Annotated in this window: 14 protein-coding genes; 1 reads left to right on the forward strand and 13 read right to left on the reverse strand. The window is 54.1% G+C overall.

The genetic code is table 11. The annotated features are described in order from the left end of the window. The first annotated feature begins 14 nt into the window (after positions 1–14). Positions 15–134: a M57 family metalloprotease gene (locus B0B12_RS16985; protein ID WP_342039376.1), complete on the forward strand. Its 120-nt coding sequence runs from the start codon at positions 15–17 to the stop codon at positions 132–134. Between the two features lie 494 nt (positions 135–628). Here the strand turns inward: B0B12_RS16985 and B0B12_RS16990 are convergent, their stop codons facing one another. From B0B12_RS16990 to B0B12_RS17050, 13 genes are all read right to left on the reverse strand, one after another. After that, positions 629–3,277: a S8 family serine peptidase gene (locus B0B12_RS16990; protein WP_076671378.1), complete on the reverse strand. Its 2,649-nt coding sequence runs from the start codon at positions 3,275–3,277 to the stop codon at positions 629–631. A 133-nt stretch (positions 3,278–3,410) separates the two neighbouring features. Further along, on the reverse strand, positions 3,411–3,785 hold the full coding sequence (locus B0B12_RS16995) for a VanZ family protein (RefSeq protein WP_076671381.1): 375 nt from the start codon (positions 3,783–3,785) through the stop codon (positions 3,411–3,413). 22 nt (positions 3,786–3,807) lie between these two features. After that, the gene (gene gcvH, locus B0B12_RS17000; RefSeq protein ID WP_076671383.1) at positions 3,808–4,188 is read right to left on the reverse strand and encodes a glycine cleavage system protein GcvH; all 381 of its coding nucleotides are present in this window, start codon (positions 4,186–4,188) and stop codon (positions 3,808–3,810) included. 58 nt (positions 4,189–4,246) lie between these two features. Beyond that, complete coding sequence (gene sov / locus B0B12_RS17005) at positions 4,247–11,377, reverse strand: T9SS outer membrane translocon Sov/SprA (RefSeq protein ID WP_076672096.1); 7,131 nt, start codon at positions 11,375–11,377, stop codon at positions 4,247–4,249. 81 nt (positions 11,378–11,458) lie between these two features. Beyond that, a complete protein-coding gene (ruvA, locus tag B0B12_RS17010) occupies positions 11,459–12,052 on the reverse strand; it encodes a Holliday junction branch migration protein RuvA (protein ID WP_076671386.1) in 594 nt (197 codons plus the stop codon). Continuing rightward, positions 12,053–14,326, reverse strand: a complete 2,274-nt coding sequence (locus tag B0B12_RS17015; RefSeq protein ID WP_170871903.1) for an NADP-dependent malic enzyme — start codon at positions 14,324–14,326, stop codon at positions 12,053–12,055. A gap of 294 nt (positions 14,327–14,620) precedes the next feature. Continuing rightward, the gene (locus B0B12_RS17020) at positions 14,621–16,129 is read right to left on the reverse strand and encodes a lytic transglycosylase domain-containing protein (protein ID WP_244554747.1); all 1,509 of its coding nucleotides are present in this window, start codon (positions 16,127–16,129) and stop codon (positions 14,621–14,623) included. A 9-nt stretch (positions 16,130–16,138) separates the two neighbouring features. Further along, positions 16,139–17,575, reverse strand: a complete 1,437-nt coding sequence (gatA, locus tag B0B12_RS17025) for an Asp-tRNA(Asn)/Glu-tRNA(Gln) amidotransferase subunit GatA (protein ID WP_076671392.1) — start codon at positions 17,573–17,575, stop codon at positions 16,139–16,141. Between the two features lies 1 nt (position 17,576). Beyond that, on the reverse strand, positions 17,577–17,789 hold the full coding sequence (locus B0B12_RS17030) for a twin-arginine translocase TatA/TatE family subunit (RefSeq protein WP_076671395.1): 213 nt from the start codon (positions 17,787–17,789) through the stop codon (positions 17,577–17,579). Between the two features lie 20 nt (positions 17,790–17,809). After that, positions 17,810–18,025 (reverse strand): twin-arginine translocase TatA/TatE family subunit, encoded by a 216-nt coding sequence (gene tatA, locus B0B12_RS17035; RefSeq protein ID WP_076671398.1) that lies wholly within the window; start codon positions 18,023–18,025, stop codon positions 17,810–17,812. 738 nt (positions 18,026–18,763) lie between these two features. Next, positions 18,764–19,999: a murein hydrolase activator EnvC family protein gene (locus B0B12_RS17040; protein WP_076671401.1), complete on the reverse strand. Its 1,236-nt coding sequence runs from the start codon at positions 19,997–19,999 to the stop codon at positions 18,764–18,766. Positions 20,000–20,083: 84 nt separating this feature from the next. Continuing rightward, positions 20,084–20,827 carry a lipoprotein insertase outer membrane protein LolB1 gene (gene lolB1 / locus B0B12_RS17045; protein ID WP_076671404.1) on the reverse strand — a complete coding sequence of 248 codons (744 nt, stop codon included), beginning with the start codon at positions 20,825–20,827 and terminating at the stop codon, positions 20,084–20,086. Then, entirely contained in the window at positions 20,820–22,592 is a 1,773-nt protein-coding gene (locus tag B0B12_RS17050; protein WP_244554748.1) for a tetratricopeptide repeat protein, read from the reverse strand. The genes lolB1 and B0B12_RS17050 overlap by 8 nt, the downstream gene beginning before the upstream one ends. Positions 22,593–22,604 lie beyond the last annotated feature (12 nt).

Genomic DNA, 22,604 nt, shown 5'->3' on the forward strand with positions numbered 1-22,604 from the left:
TGGGTGCCGTTCATATCCCGGGCACGCCAACCGGCGCCGATCCTAACTCCTGGATGCTGGCCTGCATCGGCACTGGTGTGAACCGCTACTTCAACTCAAACGACAGAACAGCCCTGCGATACCTGTACCAATAGTTAGGTTCTTAAAGCTGTAAAAAGCACAGCCTCTCCAAAGGGGCTGTGCTTTTTTATGCGCTCAAGTTTGTGAGTTTAAGCATGTACATGGCAGTTGTGGCTGCTATACCTGCCCTTGTTTTAGGTATAGCGAAACTTAATGGTGCGAGCGTTCACGCCTTACCTTGTCCTATAACATTCTCAGATTTGCCTTTCCAGCTGAAGTATAGCAATGGAAGATGAGGGGATTATAGGTGTATTTACTACTGCGGATTTACTAGCATTGGGCACACATGCAGGCCGCTTTGTAGCCTTACACCCCTCTGGTCCACTTAAGGGAACAATTCTCTCGTCAAGGCCCATTCCAGAATAGTTTTGGAACAGGAAAAGGCGTCCACGCTCGTGTCGGCTATAGAAGAGTCTCCCAGAGACTGCGCTCGGGACAAACTGGTATAGGTATAGGTATGGAAGAGGCAGTGGCACCTTATACCTATAAAGAAAGGACAGCTATACCTTTACTGCACCACCACTTTACTCGACAGTACAGTGCCTTTTTCGTTTGTCAGGCGGATGATGTAAAGCCCGGGCAGGAGGCCGCTGGTCTGCAGTTCTTTTAGCATACCTGTCTCATGCGATTCCCGCAAAGGCCGGCCCAGGCGGTCGATGATCTGTACGCTTACTGTCTCGTTTTCCACGGCAACGAACAGGGGCTGTCCGACTGCAACCGGATTGGGGTATACCTGCACAAAGTTTTGCGGGGTGTATATCACAGCCTCTTCCTGACTGTAGATCGTTTTGCCATTAGCTGTGATCGCACTGGCGCGGTATACGTTTCGGCCGGGTATGGGCTTTGGGTCCAGGAATTGGTACTGCAGGCCGGCAGTTGGGCTGCCGTTGTCAATTGGTTTAAAGCTGCCCTTCTCCAGGCGCTCGAGGCGCAGGTGGGCCAACTGGTAGGTTGTGCTAAGATTCAGGTTGAAACGAGCTACATCGGGCGTTACCAACTGGTGAGGCTGGAAACTGCTGATGTAACACGGCGACGTCTCTGCATCCGTCGGAATACTTCGGCTATAAGTTACCTGAGCGCCTTGGATAAGAGGGGCCACAGCCAGGTAGCGACCTTGCAGGGCGCTCCGGTCGATGATAGCGAGCGTGTCGGATGTGATGGTAAGCGGCTCCAGGTGTGTGGCGCCAAGCTGGAGCAATTGGTACTCCTGCGCATTGGGCTGCTTGCTCCAGTGCACCATCAACTGCTCTTCACAACTGAAACCGATCTGTATAGTGGCCGGACGGGCCAGGATAAACTCTTCTGTCTGCAGGGCTATACCTGTACCAAACAATCGTAGCTGAGCCTGCGCTACTGTGTCAGGCGCTTGCCAGGTATAGCTGCCTTGGCGCAAATCTATACCTGATGCTACGGTATGCCAGTTATCGGAGTCCTGTAGGCGGTACTGTAGCTCGGCCACACCAGTAGCGGCATTGGGCTGCCAGGCAATACGGTTGGCCTGGCCAGCTGTCAGGGTTGTGGTAGCCATGGGGTATAGCCATTCCAGGCCTTGCTCCAGTTCATACACCAGGCTAAACTCCTGCGCGCCCTCCGGCACACGAAAACCCGACACCTGCAAGGTATAGGTACCCGCTGCCGGTGCCCCGATTGTGATTTGCTCTACGTTATTTAAGCGGTCCGGTCTGCGACGGGCAGGCTTTTGCAGCGAGTCGGGGTGGGGGAAAGTGCTCAGGACCCAGGGAAGCCAGCTCTTGCCGGAAGCAGGATGGCGCAGCACTAGGTCCAGGTCGTTGACAAGTGCTGTTTCAACGTCAGGGGCTGCGGCAGGGTCATGCCAGACCAGGGTGGCCTTCAGGCGCCTTACTCCCTTGGGCACGTTCAGTTGAAACGTGCGCGTCTGGCCTGCGGTCACCGCATCGAGCTTAAATCGCTGGCTTTCTATGCTGCGAAGTGCTCCAAGCGCATCCGCATTGCCAAAGCCTGACGCAAAATCGGGGCCGGGACTGCCGGCATCTTCTGCACTGTTGATCAGGGCTGCTTTTACTAGCGAGGCCGGTGGCAGACTGCCGTGCTGCGCTTTGTAAAGCTGCTGCACCAGCAAGGCTATACCTGATACCACTGCCGCCGATTCAGACGTGCCTGCAGCGCCATGGGCCACCAACTCCGGTTTGATGCGACCATCATATGCGGGCCCTCTGGAACTGCGTATCCCCACCTGCCCATCCGGGTCGAGTGCCCCTACGCTCAGGGTGTTTTTGGAGGTTTTGAACTGACCGGTCAGGTTGGCTATACCTGGCAGATCAGCATAGGTGCCGCTTGACTCGGCTTTGTCGCCGCTATTGCCAGAAGAGAACACGTGAAGCAGCGCAGGGTGCTGGAAGCTTTGCTCATCGTAAGCCTGCGCCTCCAGGCCATAATAATTTTCCACCCCTACACCATAGGAGTGGTTTTGCACACTTATACCTTGGCTTAACAAATCTGCGCTGTTGTCAGGGAACAGTTCTTCGAAACTGGAGTGGGCGAGGAGGGCATGCTGCGTCACGCCTTTGCCGCTAGGGCCTGAGTTGCCGGCGCCTGCCAACAGGGTGGCCATGGTGGTGGCGTGCGAACTGCGGTTGCCCTGTATCGTTTCCGGATTGAGAACGCGACCCTGCAGGTCAATGTCGTCCGGGTCGAAGGCGGCCTCTTTTACGGACACCGCCATACCTTGCCCCGCCATCTCCGGGAAGGCAGCCTGTGCAGCGTATACGTTGTTCACCACAAAATCTGTGTCTTTCAGCTCCAGTTCCTCCACAGCCCTACGGTTGGGCTTGTCCACGTATAGCACTTCTGATGATGCGGCCAATTGCAGCAGCTGCGCTGGTTTAATGCCGCTGATCAGCAACATATTGCCTTGTGAGCCAGAATCTTTAATGGTAACAGCTGGCTGGTGTTGCTGCAGCCAGGTATAGAACGCCTTTTTGTTGGAAACCTGTATCCGGTACGAGGCAGCGGGTGCTGTTTGGGAGAGGCGCTGCAGATGAGGTGCCAGTTTGCGAACTGTCTGTTTCGGAAGAGTTGATGGAGCCTGTTGTGCCTGGCTTTGAAGCGGGAGCAGGGCCAGCAGGAAGAGCACAGGGAGCCAGTGTGTTTGTTTCAGTTTGTAGCGTGGTGGCATAGGGGCATAGAATAGCACTAAAGCTACTCAATAGCTACCATATAGGCAATAGCTAATTGAGTATGACTTGCTGAAAATCAGGGCTATACCTGTGTTTAAACAAGAAACCTTATAGGAGAGAGGTGTGGGTGCGCTACAGCTCGTAGATCCACTTGAAGAGCAGGACGCCCAGAATGCAGCCAATGGTGTTGCTCAGCACATCCACAATATCGCCCTGACGGCCAAGTATAAAAAAGTGCTGCAGCAGTTCGATCGCGATGCCGAACATGGAGCTCACAAAAAATGCTGATCGGATGGCGTGGAGCTGCACACGCATGTAAGTATACTGTTTTTTGAAACCCACCACCATCAGGAAGGTGAGCACGGCAAACATGAAGGCGTGCGCAAAGGAATCAAAAGAGAAGATCTCCCAAATAGAAAGGGAGGGCATAGAAGAGGAGGGCAGCAGCGTCAAAACCATGATCACTGCTGCCCAAATAATGGTAAAGAAGTTATACCGTAGGATCAAACCTGCCTCTATACTTGCAAAATTACTGACCGATTACTTCGCGGTAGCCTTCAGCTGTCAGCAGGCCTTCGATTTCGCTTGTGTCGCCGATAGACAATTTGATGATCCAGCCGTCGCCGTAAGGATCGGAGTTCACCAGCTCAGGGCTGCCGTCCAGCTTCTCGTTGAACTCGAGCACCGTGCCGCTCAGTGGGCTGAACAGGTCAGACACCGTCTTTACTGCCTCTACCGTACCGAACACATCGTTCTGGCTGATTTCTTTGTCCACCGTGTCGATGTCAACATACACGATGTCGCCCAGCTCGCTCTGCGCGAAGTCCGTGATGCCAATGTAAGCTATGTCGCCTTCTACGCGCACCCACTCGTGGTCTTTGGTATACTTGAGGTTGTCAGGTAAATTCATATCTATTGCTTTGGGTTAAATGATATCCAAAAATACGGTCTTTTTCGCAATGAAAAAACTATTGCAGGCTAACACGTAACTGTACTCCTCCTTCCGACACACTGTTTCGGAAAGAAGTGGATATTTTAGGATCGGACACGGTGCGCAACAGGTAGAACTGGATGTTCACGCGCTGGCTCAGCACATAATCCACGGTAGGGCGCAGTTGCAGCTGGCGGGTACCGTTGGTAATCTGGTTCTGGCTGATCTCGTTGCCCTGCTCGTCCTGTGTAATGGCCCGCTGCACGGTCTGGTTATCGCGCACTGACATGTCCATGCGTATGGTCAGCTCGTTCTCCAGCGTGCGTCGCTCACCGCCTATCCGGAAAGGTATACGGAAGTTGGTCGTGGCATACCCGAAGCCGAAGGTATAGTCCTTCACGTTGGTTTCGGTTACCTGGGCGTTGGTAAGGTTGAGCGACAGGTTGCGCTCGATCCTGTACCCAAGGCGGCCGGTCAGATTGGTGTTGGTCCTAAAGTTCACACCCAGCAGTTCCAGTCGCTCCTGCACTGTGAGCTGGTTCACGATGTAGAACGGAATCAGCTGCCCGAACTCATTGAGGCGGGTTGGGTAGTCACCCGGGTTGTTTTCGTACGCCAGTGAGGTGGTAAAGCTCGTCACGTTGTAGGTCGAGTTGTAGGAGTGCGTGAGGTTTACCTGGCTGAACCAGCGTTTAAAGAATTCGAGTTGTGACAGGCCATTGTAGTCAATGCGCCAGTTAGGGATAGGCAGTCGCTTCACCGGGTTGCCTCCCTTGGCCTGGTAACCGCTGGCATCGCGCCCCTGGTAGGCGTATAGGAAAGACTGCAGCAACACATCCTGCGAGTTCAGGGTATAGCCCGAGTCGCCGGCGGCCGCATTGGCGTTGGTAAGTCGCTCGCGTATCTCGTAGCGGTTGCGGATAAAGTTGTCAAAGGCAGCCGACGTGCCGTCTGCTGTCTTCTCGAAAATGGTGCCCAGCGCAAAGAAGGACGTGCTGAATGAGCCTGTACTGATCGGGTTCTGGCGTTCGTTTACGGTGCCGATGTTGCCGAAGTCATCGAACTGCTTGCGGTAGAACACCTCGTCGATCTCCGACACATTGCGGCGAGCATCGAGCTGCAGGTTGAAGTTGCGGAAAGGCTCCATGTTGGCCCTGGCTGTGAAGGTCTCAGTATTGATGCTGCTGAATGGCGTGTTCAGGTACTGGCTGCTGTCGGTGTACCAGCCGTTGGTGAAGGCGCGGTTATACAGCTCGTCCAGGTCGTACTGGCGACCCAATATGAACGGAAGCCCCGGCGCATCGAAGCCATCGTCGAAACCGAACATGTGGGTGCGTGGCAGGTAGCCCGGCATCATGGTGCCCCGGTTCTGCAGGTAGGTGAAGTTCACCGAGCGGGTCATCATCAGGAAGCGGGCCAGCCCTTTGGCCAGTTTCATCTCAGAGCGCTTCTGTACCACCGAGTCGCCGGGGGCGGGCACCGGCGGACCGGCCTGCGGTTGCGACGGGCTGTTCACCTCTTTCAGGAACTTGACCTTGTTGTAGAGCTTCACCATGTCAAAACGGCCGTTCACGCTGAACTCAGAGTTGTTCTCAGCGGTGTTACCTAGCTTGAAAGGAGCATCCTGGTTCAGGGCAGTAGAGCCCGCCGTCCAGATGTAGGTAACGGCGTAGCGGGTTTCGGCACCCAGCCAGTCGGTGAGCGGAAGTTTGTCGAACGGCACTTTGTAGTTGGCAGCCACCAGCTGGTTGAAGTGCGTGTTGCGGCCAAAGTTGCGCAGGTTGTTCCAGATCACCTTGTTCTTATATCGGAGGGAGTCCACGTCGCGGTTGATGCGGTAGTCCGGCTCGTCCACCACGGCGCGGTTGGTGGCGGTATAGTCCAGCGACAGGCTCTTGCTGATGTCCCACTTCAGGTCGTAGATGCGGTTGAAGAAGAAGTACTTTTGGAACGTAGGCTCTATACCGCGGGAGGTGATCAGGCCGGAGCCCGGATCGCGGCGCTGCAGGAACGTTTCGTTATACCTGCGGTCGAGGTCGGCGCGGAAGGCGAATCGGCTTGGCAGCGGCGTAAAGTTCAGGTCTTTGATCAGGCGCAGGTATGGCGATTTGAGTTTCTCGCTTTTGGCGAAGAACTCGTAGTTGCGCGGCGTGTTGGTATAGGTATAGGCCACCGCCCCGGTATAGGTGCGGGTGAAGTCGCGGTCCGTCTCAATGTTGGTGAACAGGCGCTCGGCATATGAGTATGAGAAAGACAGGTTCTCAATGTCATATGGGCGCACCTTGGCCTCCGGATTGGTCCGTTCCTTCCGCACGTTCAGTAAACTCACACTCTTTCGGGTCTCTCGGGTGCTTACTTCGCGCCTGTACTCCCGCTGCGTTTCGTTCGTCTCATACCTGGTCAGCGACTGCTCCAGCGGCACATCCTTGTCGAGCGGGTCAAACTGCGGAGCGCTGTTCATGGTACCGTACTGCACCGACACCGGCACTTTAATGCCTAGCTTTTCAGGCAGGAATTTATCGGCCACGATGTTGGCGCTTACATCAAACACGGCGGTGTTCTCGCGGGCACGCTGCGCGATCTTCTGCTGCAGGGCGCCAAAACCGATGGTAGTATAGCTACCAGTTGCCGTGACGTTGGCAAAGTCGGCCAGTTTGGTGTTGAGGCGGGCGTTGGCGGCCCAGCCGGAGTTGTTTCTAAAGTCTGTTACGCGTAGCTCGTTCACCCACACGCACACCGATTGCGGACGGGCGTCTTCGCCGGGCACGGTCGGGTTGCGCAAACCGATCATCACGCTTTGCACCTCACTGAAATCCGGGTTACCCACTACGCGAATCATCTTGCCACCTTCCAGCATGACCTCAAACGGACGACGGTTGTCCCAGCCTCCTGCAATCCGGTTTCGCTCCACTTTGGCGTTCACAAAATCCTCCAGGGCCACGTCCACTTCGTTCTCAGCGAGCCATATGCCTTCGCGACTGGTCGTGCCGGGCGGTGTCAGTTTGAGCGGCACCACGTACTCGTAGTAGTTCTGGGTATAGTCGGTACCGATGCGTACAAAGGCCTGCACATCGTTGTCGCGGGTGTTCGGGTCGCGTGACTGGGCATGCAGGAACAGCTTGAGGCGCTTGTAGATCAGCATGTCGATGGTCAGGTTCTTGTACACCGCCTTCGAGAAAGAGTCCTTCAGATCCTCCACGCACAGCTGCATCGCCTGCTCGTTCTGGCGGCGGTTGTTGGTGGCGGCATAGTCGCGCAGGCGCTCTATACCTGGCGGCATCACATAAGGGATGAGCGTTTCGTCCTGTACTTTTTCGCCGTTCTCTTCGATGTTCACGGTAGACACAGTAAATGAGCGGGCATCGTCAGTACAGTTCAGGCAAGGGTTACCGTCCGTGATCGGCTGCAGGAAGGTGCGCCACTGGTTGGCCACAAACTGGAACTGCACAAAGCGGAGCACCACCGGATCGGCAAACTCCGTCATGTACATGCGCATGAAACGGATGGACTTGAAACCGCTGATGTTGCCCACGTTGCCCGTCGGCTGGCGCACCGGCACGCGGAACTGGTACCAGGTCACGTTCTCACCGGTCCTGGTATCCACGATCTTGTCCACGATGTAGTTCTCGCCTACACTCATGCCGCCCGGCTGCAGTTTGATCTTGTACTCGTAGTACTGCTCCAGGTCGCTGATCACGTTGTCGCGGTTCAGGTCTTCCTTGTCCGGGAAGGCATAGTTAGAAAAACGGCTCTGCTCCGGCGAGTTTCCTTCCATGCCGTTGAAACGCTTGTAACGCTCCAGAATGCCGGCGTTCTGCTGGTCATAAGATTCGTCGAGGTGGTGCAGGAAGTTATCGGCTGAGGGGTCGGAGAGCACGGACTGAGGCGCGCCGCCCGGTATACGGCCCAGGAAACTATTCTGGAAGAACTCGCGCTCTGCATTGTCACCTAAACCATCCAAACCAATATCTTGGAAACCGCGTGCGCCTGGCACAGCCGAGAAAGCATCGGTCAGGAACTGCTGGGTGGTCACGCGGCCCCAGGCGGTGGTTTGCATGTTCTGGTTGTCGGTAGCGGAAGTCGGCAGGCCGTTCTCAAAGGCATAGCGGTTGTCTTTCAGAATATCCTCCGATACGTTGCCCAAGTTGATCACCAGCTCACCGCCTTCGTTGTTCACGATTGGGTTACCGTTTTCGTCTTTACGTCCTCTCGGGCCGGTCAGGAAAGGGTCCATCAGCCAGAACTCCACATACTCCACGTTGGCATTGTCGAAGTCGGTGTCGAAGGTGATCTCGCGGCTGATACCGCCCCAGTTCTTGCGTGGGTCGCCCTGCAGCCTGCCCTGCCCGTCCAGTTCCGGATTGTAGTTGTATTGCCCACGTTCCCGTGGGTAGTAGGCCATGTCGAAGGTATACTCGTAGGCGTTGGCGATCTCCCGGTCACGGCCCGGGAACACCTCGTAGCGGGGCACAGGTCGTACGTAGTGATTCGCGAGTTCCTCGTCGTTGATGTTGCTCGGGCGCAGGCCTTCGCTGTCGCGGTAGAAGATTTGGTCGATGGTATACCAGGCCACGCGGGCGCGGTTGTAGGCGTATTCCAGGCCAGTGCCCTGCGCCAGTGGGGCAGGAGTGGCAGCCAATCGCCAGGTGGTGTTGTTGAAGCCACCCAAGCTGAACGGTGTTTCGGCTCCTTCAAAGTCGTCAAGGTATGAGGTGCCGTCTTCGTTCACCGGCGACTTGGAGGCAGCGGGCACCAGGTGCGCAAACTCACCACTGAAAGTCACGCTAGACGGCGCTTTGGTCTGAATGAACGGGATCATGTCCGTCATCTTGGTCAGGAAGCGCGACTCGCGGTTAAAGTTTACATCCAGCCCGTAAATGGTGTTGTTGGTAGGCTCGTCGCCGATGCTCACACGGTTGATGTACGGCCTTTCGTTCAGGTGCAGCACCGTACCGCCCAGGTTCAGGTCGTTGTTCACGCGGTAGTCGAAGCGGGCGCCCAGCATGGTGCGGGGCTGTATGTTGAGCAGTTCGGCTTTTTCGTAGGTCACGCGCAGGTCGCTGGCTGAGGCAATGTAGCTGGGGTTCAGAATCTTGATACGGCCAAGGTCATAGAAAACCTGGTAGTCAGTACCCTCTTCCAGGCGCGTGCCGCCGGAATATACCGCCACAGAGCCCTCGGCAATGCGGAAACCAGGCAGCATAATCTCGTCCGTAGAACTAGCCTGGAAACGGCCTTTGAGGAAAAACTTTGCTTTTAGGGTGTTTTGCTGCGCGTCCGTCTGCGTCTGTTCGTAGAGCTCCTGGAAAACGTAGCGCTCCACTAAATCCTGACGCCCTTGAAACTTGCTGGCCAGGTATGAGCCGAATGGTTCTACCACCGGGAAGATGATACGTCCTGTCTCTGGGTCAATGGTGATACCTTCCAGAAAGTCGAAGTTGCCGTCACGGGGCTTGTCATTGTTTGTGTTAACGTTGTCGAGGTTGAGCACTTCGATCAGCGGGATGTTCTGGATCGGGCTTGGTTCTTTTAAGCTGGTGATGTCAACGCCCGTTTCATCGTCCTTGTAAACGATCTGAAGCTGGAAGTTCTGGCGGTTCACCTGTGTCGCGTCCAGGCTATAGACGTTTTTCATCATCAGGTCCCAGGTCGGGTACTCCAATGCCGGGTTGGTCGCCTTCAGCAACTTCATGTGGATCACCTGGTCGTCGCGCAGGTTCTGGTAGTCCTCCATCAACTCGCCCACCTTGTAGGTCTGGCCGTTGTAGGTATACTCAAAGGCCACGCCCAGCACCTGGTCGGGCAGCAGGGCGGTGGTGAGGGAGATGTAGCCAAGTTGTGGATTGAACTTATACTCGCGCGGGTCCAGTCGGCGGGCGCGCACGTGTTCAAAGTCGATGGCCTTCTGCAGACCCAGGCTGTTCAGGTAAGTGTCCACCTGGTCGTTGTTGCGGGCCTGCGGGTTGGTGTTGATCAGGCTGTAGAGCGTGTTGGCGTTGTTGCTAGCTGGGGCCAGCGGGTTGCGCTCAAACTGGTTCCGGAACGGGTCGGCCTCACCCAGGTCCATGTAAGCGACCATGTTGCGTAGGTTTTCAGTCGAGCGGTTGTTGTTGGTCACGTACAGCTCCAAGCGGCGGATCACAATACCCGAGTTCACCAGCGGCAGGTTCTGCAGCGTTTTGTCATAACGGCCGCGGAAGAACTGCGATAGGAAGAAGTGACGGTCGCGGTCGTAACTGTCGGCCCGTATCTCAAACGGCTTGTTCTGCGCTCCGTTTTGAATTACCACCTCGTCGTTGCGGCCCCGCACGTTGGCGGCAATTGTCGTGACGCCCAGTCGACCGAACTGCAGCTGTGTTTTGATACCGAACAGGTTCTGAGCACCCGTGATCAGGGAGTTGTTCAGCGGCAGGCTCACATTACCGGCCTCTACCTTGCGGATGATCTCTTCTTCGAAACCGGTGTAGTCCAGCTTCATGTTGTTTTCGAACTCGAAGTTGGCGTTGTTGTCCCAGTTAAAGTTAAGGCGCATCTTCTCGCCGATCTTACCCACCAGGTTAAGTGAGATGTTCTGGTCGAAGTCGAAGTCGCCGGTGCGCTGCTGTCGTAAAGGTATAGACGGGTTCTCGTTGCGGTTAAAGCGGGCTCCGAACTTGAGGTTAACGTTACCGTTTGGCTGGATGTCGACAAAATTGCCACCGAACACGCGGTCAAATACCGGGCTGATGTAAATCTTCGGCACCAGGCGACGGCCACTCACCACGCTCTCACCATCCAGACCAGCGGACTTGGTACGCCAGTAGTCGCGGATGGCCTGCTGGCGCTGGTAACGGGAATACTCCTCCCACGACATGGTGGAAGGCAGGCGGTAGTCCAGTTCGCCCATGCGCTCGTTGATGTTGTACTGGCGCAGGCTGTCGTCGAGTTGTATCTCCAGCTCAATATTGGAGGGCTGGCCTAATAATAGGGGAGAGGAACTTGGGCGTGTACCGAGCGGACTACCCAGGCGGTCGCTTGGGGTAAAGGTTGGGCGTCGGCTCGGGATGTAGCGTTGCAGGCGGGCGGAATCCTGCGGAATTGTATCCTGGACGAAAATATCTGAAAAAATAAGGGTGCTATACCTATTGTTTGAGCGCACTGCTGCGGCCTGCGACCACCATGCCAGCATAGTGATAGCAGCAACCGTTGCAAACAGCAGGCTGTTTTTTTTACCTTTCCAGATCAAGTTGGGTTCTACCGATTAAACCGACTAAGAAGACTTCAGGGCAAATTTTATTAGTTCCTCTACGCTCAGGCTTCTGTCCTCCCGCTTGATGATGGCATCAAGCGTTTTCTCGGCCACGTTCTTGGCAAAGCCTAGTGTAACTAATGCTGATAACGCTTCTGCACGTGACGTATTGTGCGCAGAAACAGGAACCGCCGTGCTACCGGCCAGCATGGTTTCTTTCTTTATTTTATCTTTTAATTCCAATATGATGCGCTGCGCGGTTTTCGCCCCGATTCCCTTCACATGCTGAATCGTACGCACATCTTCCCGCACAATGGCTTGCTGCACTTCATCCACCGTAAGCGACGACAAAATCATCAGACCTGTGTTGGGGCCTACACCTGAAATCGAGATCAGGTGTAGGAAGGTGTCTTTCTCGGCGGCTGTCGTAAAACCATACAAGGTATGCGCATCCTCCTTGATGTGCAGGTAGGTATGCAGCTTGCAGCGCTCCCCCTCAGGCAGTGACGAGTACGTGTTCAGAGATATTTTGATCTGATAACCTATGCCATTGACATCGACAATGACATACGTTGGATCTTTCAGTGCTAACTTACCGTCAATGTATGCGATCATCTATATATGTTTATTGTTATAGTTTTGAGCATCTACGACAGCAATGGACACCATGTTAACAATCTCGCGGATAGAACTGCCTAGTTGTAGGATGTGCACCGGTTTGCGCATACCCATCAGTACCGGTCCAATTGCCTCAGCACCACCTATTTCCTGCAACAGTTTATAGGCGATGTTGCCCGAAGTAAGTGTCGGGAAAATAAGCGTGTTCGCTCCTTTTTCGGCCAACTGGCTGAACGGATAGTGCTCACGCAGCAGGTTCTTGTTCATGGCCGTGTTCGCCTGCATCTCACCGTCGATCAGCAGGTCTGGGTAACGCTGTTTCGCCTTGCGCACTGCCTCGGCACCCTTGTTCGGTATATCGCCCTGCACCGAGCCAAAGTTGGAGTACGAGAGCACAGCCATACGCGGCTCCGTGTCGAAGAAACGCACGGCACGGGCGGTCAGGCCAATGATGTCTACCAGTTCATCGGCGGTTGGGTTCACGTTCACAGTCGTATCGGCGAAAAAGTACGGCTCCTTTTTGTTGAGGATGATGTACATGCCTGCCACTTTGTTTATACCTTCCTCAACCCCAATTATTTGCAGGGATGGCAGAATGGTCTTGGAGTAGTCGCGGGTAAGGCCCGAGATAAGCGCATCTGCTTCGCCCGTTTCGAGCATCATGGCGCCGAAGTAGTTGCGGTCACGCATCTGGCGGCGGCTGTCGAACAGAGTGAGGCCCTTGCGCTGGCGTCTCTTATAGAGCAGCTGCGCAAACTCCTCGCGCTTCGCGTCCTCTTCGTATGGGTCGATGATCACGCAATCGTGCAGGTCGAGGTTGGTTTCCTCGATGATGGCTGCGATGCGGGCTTTGTTGCCCAGCAGGATCGGGTTAGCGATGCGCTGCTCTTTTACGATTTGGGCTGCCTTCAGAATCTTGTAGTGGTCTGCTTCCGCAAACACCACCGTCTTCGGATCTTTCTTCGCCTGGTTCGTAATGCGCGTCATCAGCTTCTGGTCGATGCCGATGCGCTCCTGTAACTCTACCTCATATGCCTCCCAGTTGGTGATCGGGCTTTTGGCTACGCCGCTTTCCATGGCAGCTTTTGCAACCGCCGGGGACACCGCCGTAATCAGACGCGGATCGAGTGGCTTCGGGATCAGGTAGGTGCGGCCAAAGGAGATGGTGTTGTCTCCGTAGGCTTTGTGTACCATTTCCGGAACCGGTTCTTTGGCAAGTTCGGCGAGGGCACGTACAGCCGCCAGTTTCATGGCCTCGTTGATCTCGGTGGCGCGCACGTCCAGGGCTCCTCTGAAAATGTAAGGGAAACCGAGTACGTTGTTCACCTGGTTCGGATGGTCAGAGCGGCCGGTTGCCATGATCAGGTCATCGCGGGTATCCATGGCCAGGTCGTAGTCGATTTCCGGGTCAGGGTTGGCCAGCGCGAAAATGATCGGGTTAGGCGCCATCCGCTTCACTAGCTCAGGTGCCAGTACATTGCCGGCCGAAAGCCCGATGAACACGTCTGCGTTCTCCATGGCCTCCGCTAGGGTGTGGATCTTGCGCAGGGTGACGAACTGCGCTCTGTAGATATCCAGGTCGTTGCGCTCCGGCCGGATGATACCGTCCTTGTCGAACATCACGATGTTGTCCAGCTTGGCACCCAGGGCCACGTACAGCTTGGTGCAGGCAATGGCGGCAGCGCCTGCGCCATTGATCACGATCTGAACTTCATCTATTCTTTTGTCTGCCAGCTCAAGGGCATTGAGCAATGCCGCCGACGAGATAATGGCCGTGCCATGCTGGTCGTCGTGCATGAGCGGAATGTTCATCTGCTCTTTCAGGGCGTTCTCGATCTTGAAGCTTTCCGGTGCTTTGATGTCCTCCAGGTTGATGCCGCCGAAAGTAGGCTCCAGCGACTTCACAATGCGAACAAACTCTTCCGGGTCGGTACAGTCAATCTCGATGTCGAACACGTCTATACCTGCGAACTTCTTGAAAAGTACGCCCTTGCCTTCCATCACTGGTTTCGATGCATCCGGACCGATGTTGCCCAGCCCAAGTACGGCTGTTCCGTTGGAGATAACGCCTACCAGGTTTCCCTTGGCAGTATATTTATAAACATTCTCTTTGTCAGCGGCTATTTCTTTGCAGGGCTCGGCTACTCCAGGAGAGTAAGCCAGAGCCAGGTCATGCTGGGTACTCAGCATTTTGGTCGGCACGACTTCTATTTTGCCGGGCTGGCCCTGCATGTGATAGTTGAGTGCGTCCTCTTTGTTTACTTTGATCATGGTATGCGTTGTTGGTGTTGTCTCGTGTTTTTATTCCCTTGCACTGTACGGCTTTTGCACTGGACAGAAGCCTAAAGCCAATTTGATAAGATTTTATGGTTTATCAAAGCCGTAATCGACAAAGATACACCCTTGTAAATCTCCATCTAGCAGAATATTGTGTTTTTTATCAGGCAGCTAAGTTTCAGGTGCTGCTGCCGTCTCTATTGCAATAAATTGATAAAGCAGGAAGGGTATAAACGACGAAACACCCTTCCGGTAGAAGAGTGTTTCGTTCGATCTATACCTGTCGGCTTAGCTCAGGATGAGCTGCTGACCTGGTTTGATGGCGCTGTTCTTGAGTTTGTTCAGCTTCTTTATCTTTTCGACCGTTACCCCTTCGTGGCGTTGGGAAATGGTCCAGAGCGTGTCGCCCGGTTGCACGTGGTAAACGCGCGCTGGCTGGGCCTGGCTCTGGGCTGGCTTAGACTTGGCCGGCGTGCTGGCTGCCTTGCTTGTGCTGTTGCTGGCAGATGCCAGCAAGACCGGAGCAGCTTCCGGGGCAGGCTGCCAGACCAGCAGTTTGTCCTGTACCCTGATATCAGAGCCTGCGAGTTTGTTCCATTCCTTCAGCTCGTCGATGCTCACGCCGAACTTGCGGGCGATGGCGAACAGGTTGTCTCCGCGCTGCACCACGTATGTTTTCTGCACCAGGCTGTCTTTTGGCGCGTCGTGGGTTGTGGTGGCAGAGGCCAGCATAACGGGTGCCTCGGCAGGCAAGGCTTGTTTAACTGGCGGAGGTGTTGGTGTGGCAGCGAGCAGAATGCAGCTTTGTTCGGCAGCCAGTAGCTGTGCGGTCTGAGCCGGAACGCGTAGCTTATAATTGCGGACGGTGGCCGGAAGCTTTGCTTTTTTGATCTCCGGGTTCAGGGCCAATAGTGCCAGTGTGTCCACGTGCAGTTCTGCTGCCAGCTTCTCCAGATCCAGTGCATGATTGACGTTCAGGTAGGTATAGTTGGGTGCGTACAGGATAGAGTCGGAGAAGATGTTGTGCTCCGGCGCATACTTCATGGCATAGATCACCGCCGTCATGGAAGGTACATAGCTTCGCGTCTCCTTTGGCAGGTATGGGAAGATCTCCCAGAATGTCTTCTTGCCGCCGCCCGCTCTGCGGATCGCCTTGTTCACGTTGCCCTGGCCACAGTTGTAGGCAGCCATTGCCAGTTCCCAATCGCCGTAGGTGCGGTATAGCCTGCTCAGAAATCGCATCGCCGCATCCGTCGATTTCTCAATGTCCATGCGCTCGTCGATGTACTGGTCCTGGTTCAGGCCATACTCTTTGCCGGTGGATTTGATGAACTGCCAAGGACCAACAGCGCCTGCCCAAGAGGCAGCTTTCGGATTCAGGCCAGACTCAACAATGGAAAGGTACTTGATGTCCTGCGGCATGTTGTACTTTTTCAGGTACTTCTCATAGATCGGGAAGTACACATTCTCGCGGGAGATCATGGTGCGCGTATACTTTCTGTTGCGGACAGTGAAGTAGTCGATGTGGTTGCGCACGAACTTGTTAAATACCAAGGGGATGTCAGCCTCAATACAGCTCAGCCGGTCCTGAATCACATCATCGGGCTCATACGGAATGTACTCCACAAGGAGGGCCAGTTCCTCTTGTGAAAGGAAAGTGGTGTCTGCCTGTGGTTTCTTTAGTGAGTCTTTTTCTGTGAGCCTTTCAAACCTGATCGAAAAGTCAGAAGCTTGGGCATGGGAAGCCCACATACTTCCAACCAGTGCTGCAAGTACTGTAAAGAGTCTAAACTGCATGATTATAATTTATGCTTCAACGGTTAGCTTGTCCAGTATGTAATTTGAGAAAGCGAGCAGTTGCGGCTCCTCAAATGAGCGGGTCATTAACTGCAACCCGATGGAAAGGCCATTGGCATCGCGACCTACCGGAATAGAGATGGCAGGAACACCAGCAAGCGAGGCCTGAACCGTAAAGATGTCAGCCAGGTACATGGCCAACGGATTCGCCGTATTCTCCTCTAACCTAAAGGCCGTAGTAGGAGCGGTAGGCAATATAAGAAAATCATAATGTTGCAGCAACTCGTCCGTCTTATCTTTTATGAGACGGCGAACGCGCTGCGCCTTGGTATAGTAGGCGTCGTAGTAGTCGGCGCTCAGCACAAAAGTGCCCAGCATGATGCGGCGCTGCACCTCGGGACCAAAGCCCTCCGCACGCGTTTTCTTGTAAAGCGAAGTCAGGTCGGTGGCGTTCTCGCTGCGGTAGCCGTACTTCACCCCGTCGAAGCGGCCCAGGTTGGAGCTGGCTTCTGCTGTGGTGAGGATGTAGTACGTCGGCACTATGTAGTCCAGGTATGGGAACTCTACAGCCTCCAGCTGATGTCCTGCCTCCTGCAGCATGTCTTTCACGCCCAGGATGGTATTTTTCACCTCAGCGTCCAGGCCTTCGCTCTCGAAGCAATCGCGGATGTAACCAATCTTGTATTTTTTGTCTGACTGCAGCAATTGGCTGTAGGCCGGCACCGGGCGGTGGCTTACGGTACTGTCATACTCGTCGCTGCCCGCCATTACTTCCAGCAGCAGGGCTGCGTCTTCCACGCTTTTCGAGATGACACCGATCTGGTCGAAAGAGGAGGCGTAAGCTATAAGGCCGTAGCGGGAAATGCGCGAATACGTAGGCTTCAGGCCCACCACACCGCAGAAAGAAGCGGGCTGGCGCACCGAACCACCCGTGTCGGAGCCGATCGATGCCAGGCACAGGTCGGCCTGCACGGCTACAGCTGACCCTCCGGACGAACCACCGGGCACGCGTGTCGGGTCATCGGCATTTAGTACGGGGCCAAACGAGGAGTTCTCGTTCGAAGCACCCATCGCAAATTCGTCGCAGTTCTGGCGACCGATGATGATGGCATCTTCGGCAAGCAGGCGCTGCACAGCCGTAGCGGTATAGAGTGATTTGAAACCGTTCAGGATCTGGCTGGATGCCTGCAGCGAGTGGCCTTCGTAAGCCAGCACGTCCTTAAGGCCGATGACCATACCTGCCAGCTTGCCGGCTTGCCCCGAAGCGAGTTTCTTATCTACTGCGTCGGCCTGGGCAAATGCCTCTTCCTCGAATAGCTCCAGGAAAGCGTTCAGCTCAGGTTTCTGCTTAATATTATGAAGGTAGTGCGCTACCAGCTGTCTGCACGAAAGTTGCCCGTTGGCAATCTCGCTGCGAATGTCACGAAGTGAGTGGTATGATTTCAAACTAGTCAGGCTTTTTTATGTCCTTGATGGAGCGTTCCAGCTCGTCCTGGATTTCTCTTTTAGCATCGTTGAAGCTGCGCATACCGCGACCGGCAGCGCGTGCCAGACCAGGGAGCTTGTCTGATCCAAAAAGGAGAAGTACTGCGGTTAGTACAACGAGTAATTCTCCTCCTCCTACGTCTGCCAGGAAGAGGAGAACCGTACTAAGAATCATAAAATATTATTCTGAGAAGATTACTTCGTATTGCTGCGGTCGTCTTTAACAGAGCTCTCGATATCAGACTTGATCTCCTTAGTGGCGTCCTTGAACTCACGGATGCCGCGGCCCAGTCCTCTTGCAAGTTCAGGTATACGCTTGGCACCGAAAAGTAACAGGATAGCAAACAAGATCAGGACTACCTCTGTGCCTCCTAAACCTCCGATAAATGCAAAAATGTTGGTAATTACCATGGTCTTAAAGTTTTAAGAATGAATTGCTACAAAAATAAAGCTTATATTTTAATTTAACCCACATTTAAGAACATTAGTTTAGTTGCCTGTTATTATCTGGGTAAACCACTTTGCGCGAAAGGATCAGGTGCGGTGCGTGAATGACCTGTTGAAAGTGCGATGCAAGTGAGTTGCAACCTCGTTTGAAACTGGGCGTATAGAGGAAAAAATATATTCGAGGTCTTCCTTCCGGCTTGCTATTTCGAACCTGTTTGCCCCTTGTTTTTCCCAAAATGAAAAAAATGTTTCCGATATAGGGAAAAATGAATGCAGTTGGCATAGGTATTTACACTGATAATCAAATAGTTGATGCTTATTTAATTTTTGGCAAGCTAGTTGTAATGTGCCATGTACAACAGAATCACACCCGGTTGCCTGGAAGAGGCACAGACGGAAAGAGCAAAAGAGGCGGAAAAAATAAATATTAAGTTTTTTTAATTCTCTGTTTGCAAGTGTAATCAAAAGGTTGTAAATTAATCCATAGAAATTTAACACAGCCCTCCTGAACCGGAGAAAGTGTCTAAATATAATTTTAAGTTTGTTTTCATAGCTTGGAAAGGCACCCTGCTTTGTAGGGTGTTTTTTCTTTTATAGGGGTACAGAGACCGGAGCTATGATCTAAAGAAAATTAAAAAGCGCAACGGGCCATGGTGTTAAATGGCCCGTTGCGCTTTTTTTCTATCAGGTATAACAGGAGGTCTACTTTGGCCTGATCCAGCTTTCCGGGTTCAGGTTGGTGTTGTTTTTCCAGAGTTGGAACTGCAGTTCGGTTGTGCCGTTTGCATCGGTATACACTGTGCCAATCACATCTTTTGGTTTCACATCCTGGCCTTCCTTCACATTAACTGTGCGCAGCTTCGCGTATACCACGAAGTACTCGCCGTGCTGCACCATTACAATGTTGTTCATGCCTGGCACGCTGGCCACCGTGAGGACCTTGCCTTCAAATATGGCGCGGGCTGGCTCTCCCTGGCTGGTCTGGATGTCGATTCCTCGGTTTTCTATCACTACGCCTTTCAGTACCGGGTGATTGTGCCGGCCAAACTTCTGCGAGATAAAGCCGCGCTCTACTGGCCAGGCCAGGCGACCGCGGTTTCCCGCAAACGAAGATGAGATAAGGGCAGCCTCCGGTGTGAGGGTGATCTTGCTGGAGCTTCCGCTGGTGGCGCGTCCTTCTTCGCGAGCGGCACGGGCAGCGCGGGCAATCTCCTCTTTCACGATGTCGGCGATGAGGTTATCCAGCTTTCGGACGGCCTGCTGGCGCTGGGCCACTTCTTTTTTGAGCTGCTCTTCCTGCTTGCTTAGCTTTTGGATCATGGTGTCCTGTTGGCTGCGGAGCGAGAGCAGGTTTTTGTTTTCCACCACCTGCTTGTTCAGCAAACCACGCTTCGTTTCGCGCTGCGACTCCAGTGTGCGCAGTTGGCCCGTAAGAGCCGCCTGTACCTTATTGATCTGCTCTACCTGTTTCTTGCGGGCCTCGGAGTACTGCTGCAGGTAGCGCAGGCGGCGCACCATTTGGTTGAAAGAGTCGGCAGCGAAGACGAACATGAGCTTGTTGTAGCTGTTGGCGGTTTTGGAGGCGGCGTACACCATGGTGGCGTACTCGGCTTTCAGGCTTTCCAGGTCGGCCTGCAGTTCGCCTACTATACCTTCCGTTTCCTTCATGCCCGATTCCAGTAGCTGTATTTCCCTGGAAATGGTGCTGATCACCCCTTTCTGTACCGTAATTTTCTCCTGAATGGCGTTGAGCTGGCCAATAGAAGCCTCCTTCTGCACCTTGGTCTGCTGCAGAATGCGGTTCGCTTCTTTAATACGGTTTAGGTTCTCCTTCTTCTCTTTCTCGAGCTGCGCCTTCGACTTTTGTTTCTGGGCTTGGGTCACCAAAGGCAACAGCAGGATAATCAGGAAAAAGGCTGATTTGTAAAGGGCCTTCATCAGAAATAGGGGGTATACTACACTTAGCCTACAAATATGGCAAAACTATATTGCCCGTACCAGAACCGCGGGGATTTTATTAGGCTAAAGGCGCTTGTAACCAGACGGAACACTGAACGGAAACTCCAGCACGCCTTCGGAAACGGTCACTTTGGAATGGTTTAAGTTAAAGTCGGATATTTGGCCCGACTGCAGGATCTGCGCCAGCATGTTGTGCGCAAAAGGAACATCGCCCAGTGGCTGGAAGCTCTCGTACTGCACCACAATGCTGTTGCCAGATTGCTGGTCTTTGACATTAAGCTGCTGCAGTTTCAGATTCTCGGAGCTGATGAAGTAATCAAAGAGCAGGTTTTCACGCAGCTGCTGCACATGCTGCATCTGTCCCTGGGTAGTTGCTTTTTCGGAGCCGTTGGCCTGGTAGTTGCCCAGCAATATGGCCTGCACGACCTGAAAGTCGAGGGCTACGTTGAAGCGCTTGCTCAAAAAGGCGTAGTCAGTAGCGGCGTACTCGCGCTGGATGCGGTTCATCATGTACACCGAATCGGGTGTGAGCTTGATGCGGGCAGCCTCTATACCTAAGCCTGGTAGTACCGAGATCCAGATCACGCTGTCCTTTTGCATGCGCAGGGCGTAACCTGACGTCGTGCTCTGGCCTTTGTCATCAAACTTAAGCTGGCCACGGGCATTCAGGTAGGTGAATTCCAAATTTTGGACAGTGACGTTGCCCACTGTTTCGGTGGCAGCAGTGGCGGCAGAAGGGATCGTTTCTTTTTTGCAGGCGGAAAACAGGAGTATACCCAGCAGGTATAGCAGGAGCTGTTTATTCATAGAGTTTCTTTTCTTTTATCTTTCTGTCAAGGAAAGCAGATGCTTCCCCCTTAAGCTTGGCCTTTTCCCACTGCCGGACCGCCTCGTCTTTTTTTCCTAGTTTAAATAGTACGTCGCCGTAATGCTCCACAATGGTGGCATCTTCGGAAACGGCAATGGCCTGCTCCAGGTATTTCAGCGCACCTTCATAATCCTCCATTTTGTAGAGCACCCAGGCGTAGGTATCCAGGTAGGTGGGGTTAGCGGGATGCTGCTCGACTAGCCGGCCGGCCATAGCCTTAGCTTTGGGCAGTTGCTCGCCGCGCAGCGACAGAAAATAACTGTAGTTGTTGAGCACGTGCTCGTTGTCGGGGTCCTGCGTAAGCACGGCCTCGTAGGCCTCGTCTGATTTTTTATACTCTTTGATGGAGTTGTAAACGTCTCCCAACTGGGCGTTGAACTGCGTTACCAGCTCAGGTTCGCTGGCCGAAAGGCGCTTGCCATGCTCCAGCGACTTGGCAGCCCGGTCGTAGTTTTTTTCAATCAGGTGGCCGGTGCCGTTGTAGAACCAGAACACAGCCTGGTTCGGGAACAACTCAAGCGCCTGTTCCGAGTGCTTCACCAAATCGGCCGACTCACCCAGTTCTGCATCCAGCAGCACAATCTGCTGCCAGATCTTGAAGTGCGAGTCATCGAACTTCACCGCCTTGATGTAATTGCCGCGGGCCGACTCTTTTTTACCGATGATGGTTTGCAGGTCGCCGGCCACTGCGTAGGCTTTTGCCTCTTCAGGATGGGACGCTATGGTGAGGTCCGCCAGCTCAAGGGCTATACCTTCTATGGCCGGGTTGGGCAGCTGCCGGATAAAATCCACCAGGATACGCACTTTGGTGTCGATGTCGAGGTCGGTGCTGGCAAAAGCGATCTTTACCTGTTTCTCAGATTCCGCCAGGTTGCCTTTCTGGCGGTGCAGGTCCGAGAGCATCAGGTGGGCGAACGGGTTGTTCGGCTCGATGCGGAGCGCGCGGTTAACCGTTTCGATGGCCACATCCGGCTTTTGGCTAGCATTATAGAGCTCGGCCTGGGCCAGCAGGTAGCGAATCTCGGTAGGGTTGGCCGCAATCAGTTTTTCGCCTTCGGCAAGGGCTTTGCCGATGTTCTTCTGGCGCAGGTATATCTGCTGGCGGTTCATGGAGAGTTGCTCCAGCGCGCCGTATTTTTTCTCGATGCGGTCATAGGTCTTCAGTGCATCGTCGTACTTGGACTGTGCCAGGTATAGCTCGGCGAGGTTGAAGAGGTACTGCTCCTGGTCAGGCACGTTGCGCATCAGGTCGTTGTAGGCCTGAGCCGCCTCGGTGTACTGCTTCTGTTCGGCGTGCAGCTGCGCCAGCAGCAGATAGTAATAGGGGTTCTGGGTATCGTTGGCGATGGCGGCCTGCGCAAAGGAAACGCCCGCTTTCGGGTTTTCCATCAACAGGTAGGTCTCGGCCAGCTTGTAGTTGAGCGCCGCGTTGTTGGGGGTAACGGCGTATGCCTTCTGGAACTGGCCAAGCGCCTGCTTGTAGTCCTCCAGCATAAAGAATTTCATGCCCTCCAGAAACAATGCCTCGCTCAGCAGCTTTTCCTGCTCGCTCGGTTCGGGCTGCGGCACAGGTACAGCTACCTGCTCCGTCTCGCTCTTCTCCTTGCCCTTCTTCTTTTTCTTCTTAGACTGGGCCTGGCTTTCGCCGGTCGCGACCAGTGCAAGGCAGCAAGTAGCGAGCACAATGTTTCTGAATCGGGTCATAAATTGGGTATG

Origin of the sequence: Pontibacter indicus (assembly GCF_900156345.1) — a bacterium.
Lineage (GTDB): Bacteria > Bacteroidota > Bacteroidia > Cytophagales > Hymenobacteraceae > Pontibacter > Pontibacter indicus.

Bases quoted from the DNA above. Each gene is read 5' to 3' on its own strand.
- B0B12_RS16990 (WP_076671378.1), bottom strand. From the start codon at position 3,277: ATGCCACCACGCTACAAACTGAAACAAACACACTGGCTCCCTGTGCTC.
- gcvH (WP_076671383.1), bottom strand. From the start codon at position 4,188: ATGAATTTACCTGACAACCTCAAGTATACCAAAGACCACGAGTGGGTG.
- sov (WP_076672096.1), bottom strand. From the start codon at position 11,377: ATGCTGGCATGGTGGTCGCAGGCCGCAGCAGTGCGCTCAAACAATAGG.
- ruvA (WP_076671386.1), bottom strand. From the start codon at position 12,052: ATGATCGCATACATTGACGGTAAGTTAGCACTGAAAGATCCAACGTAT.
- B0B12_RS17015 (WP_170871903.1), bottom strand. From the start codon at position 14,326: ATGATCAAAGTAAACAAAGAGGACGCACTCAACTATCACATGCAGGGC.
- B0B12_RS17020 (WP_244554747.1), bottom strand. From the start codon at position 16,129: ATGCAGTTTAGACTCTTTACAGTACTTGCAGCACTGGTTGGAAGTATG.
- B0B12_RS17030 (WP_076671395.1), bottom strand. From the start codon at position 17,789: ATGATTCTTAGTACGGTTCTCCTCTTCCTGGCAGACGTAGGAGGAGGA.
- tatA (WP_076671398.1), bottom strand. From the start codon at position 18,025: ATGGTAATTACCAACATTTTTGCATTTATCGGAGGTTTAGGAGGCACA.
- B0B12_RS17040 (WP_076671401.1), bottom strand. From the start codon at position 19,999: ATGAAGGCCCTTTACAAATCAGCCTTTTTCCTGATTATCCTGCTGTTG.
- lolB1 (WP_076671404.1), bottom strand. From the start codon at position 20,827: ATGAATAAACAGCTCCTGCTATACCTGCTGGGTATACTCCTGTTTTCC.
- B0B12_RS17050 (WP_244554748.1), bottom strand. From the start codon at position 22,592: ATGACCCGATTCAGAAACATTGTGCTCGCTACTTGCTGCCTTGCACTG.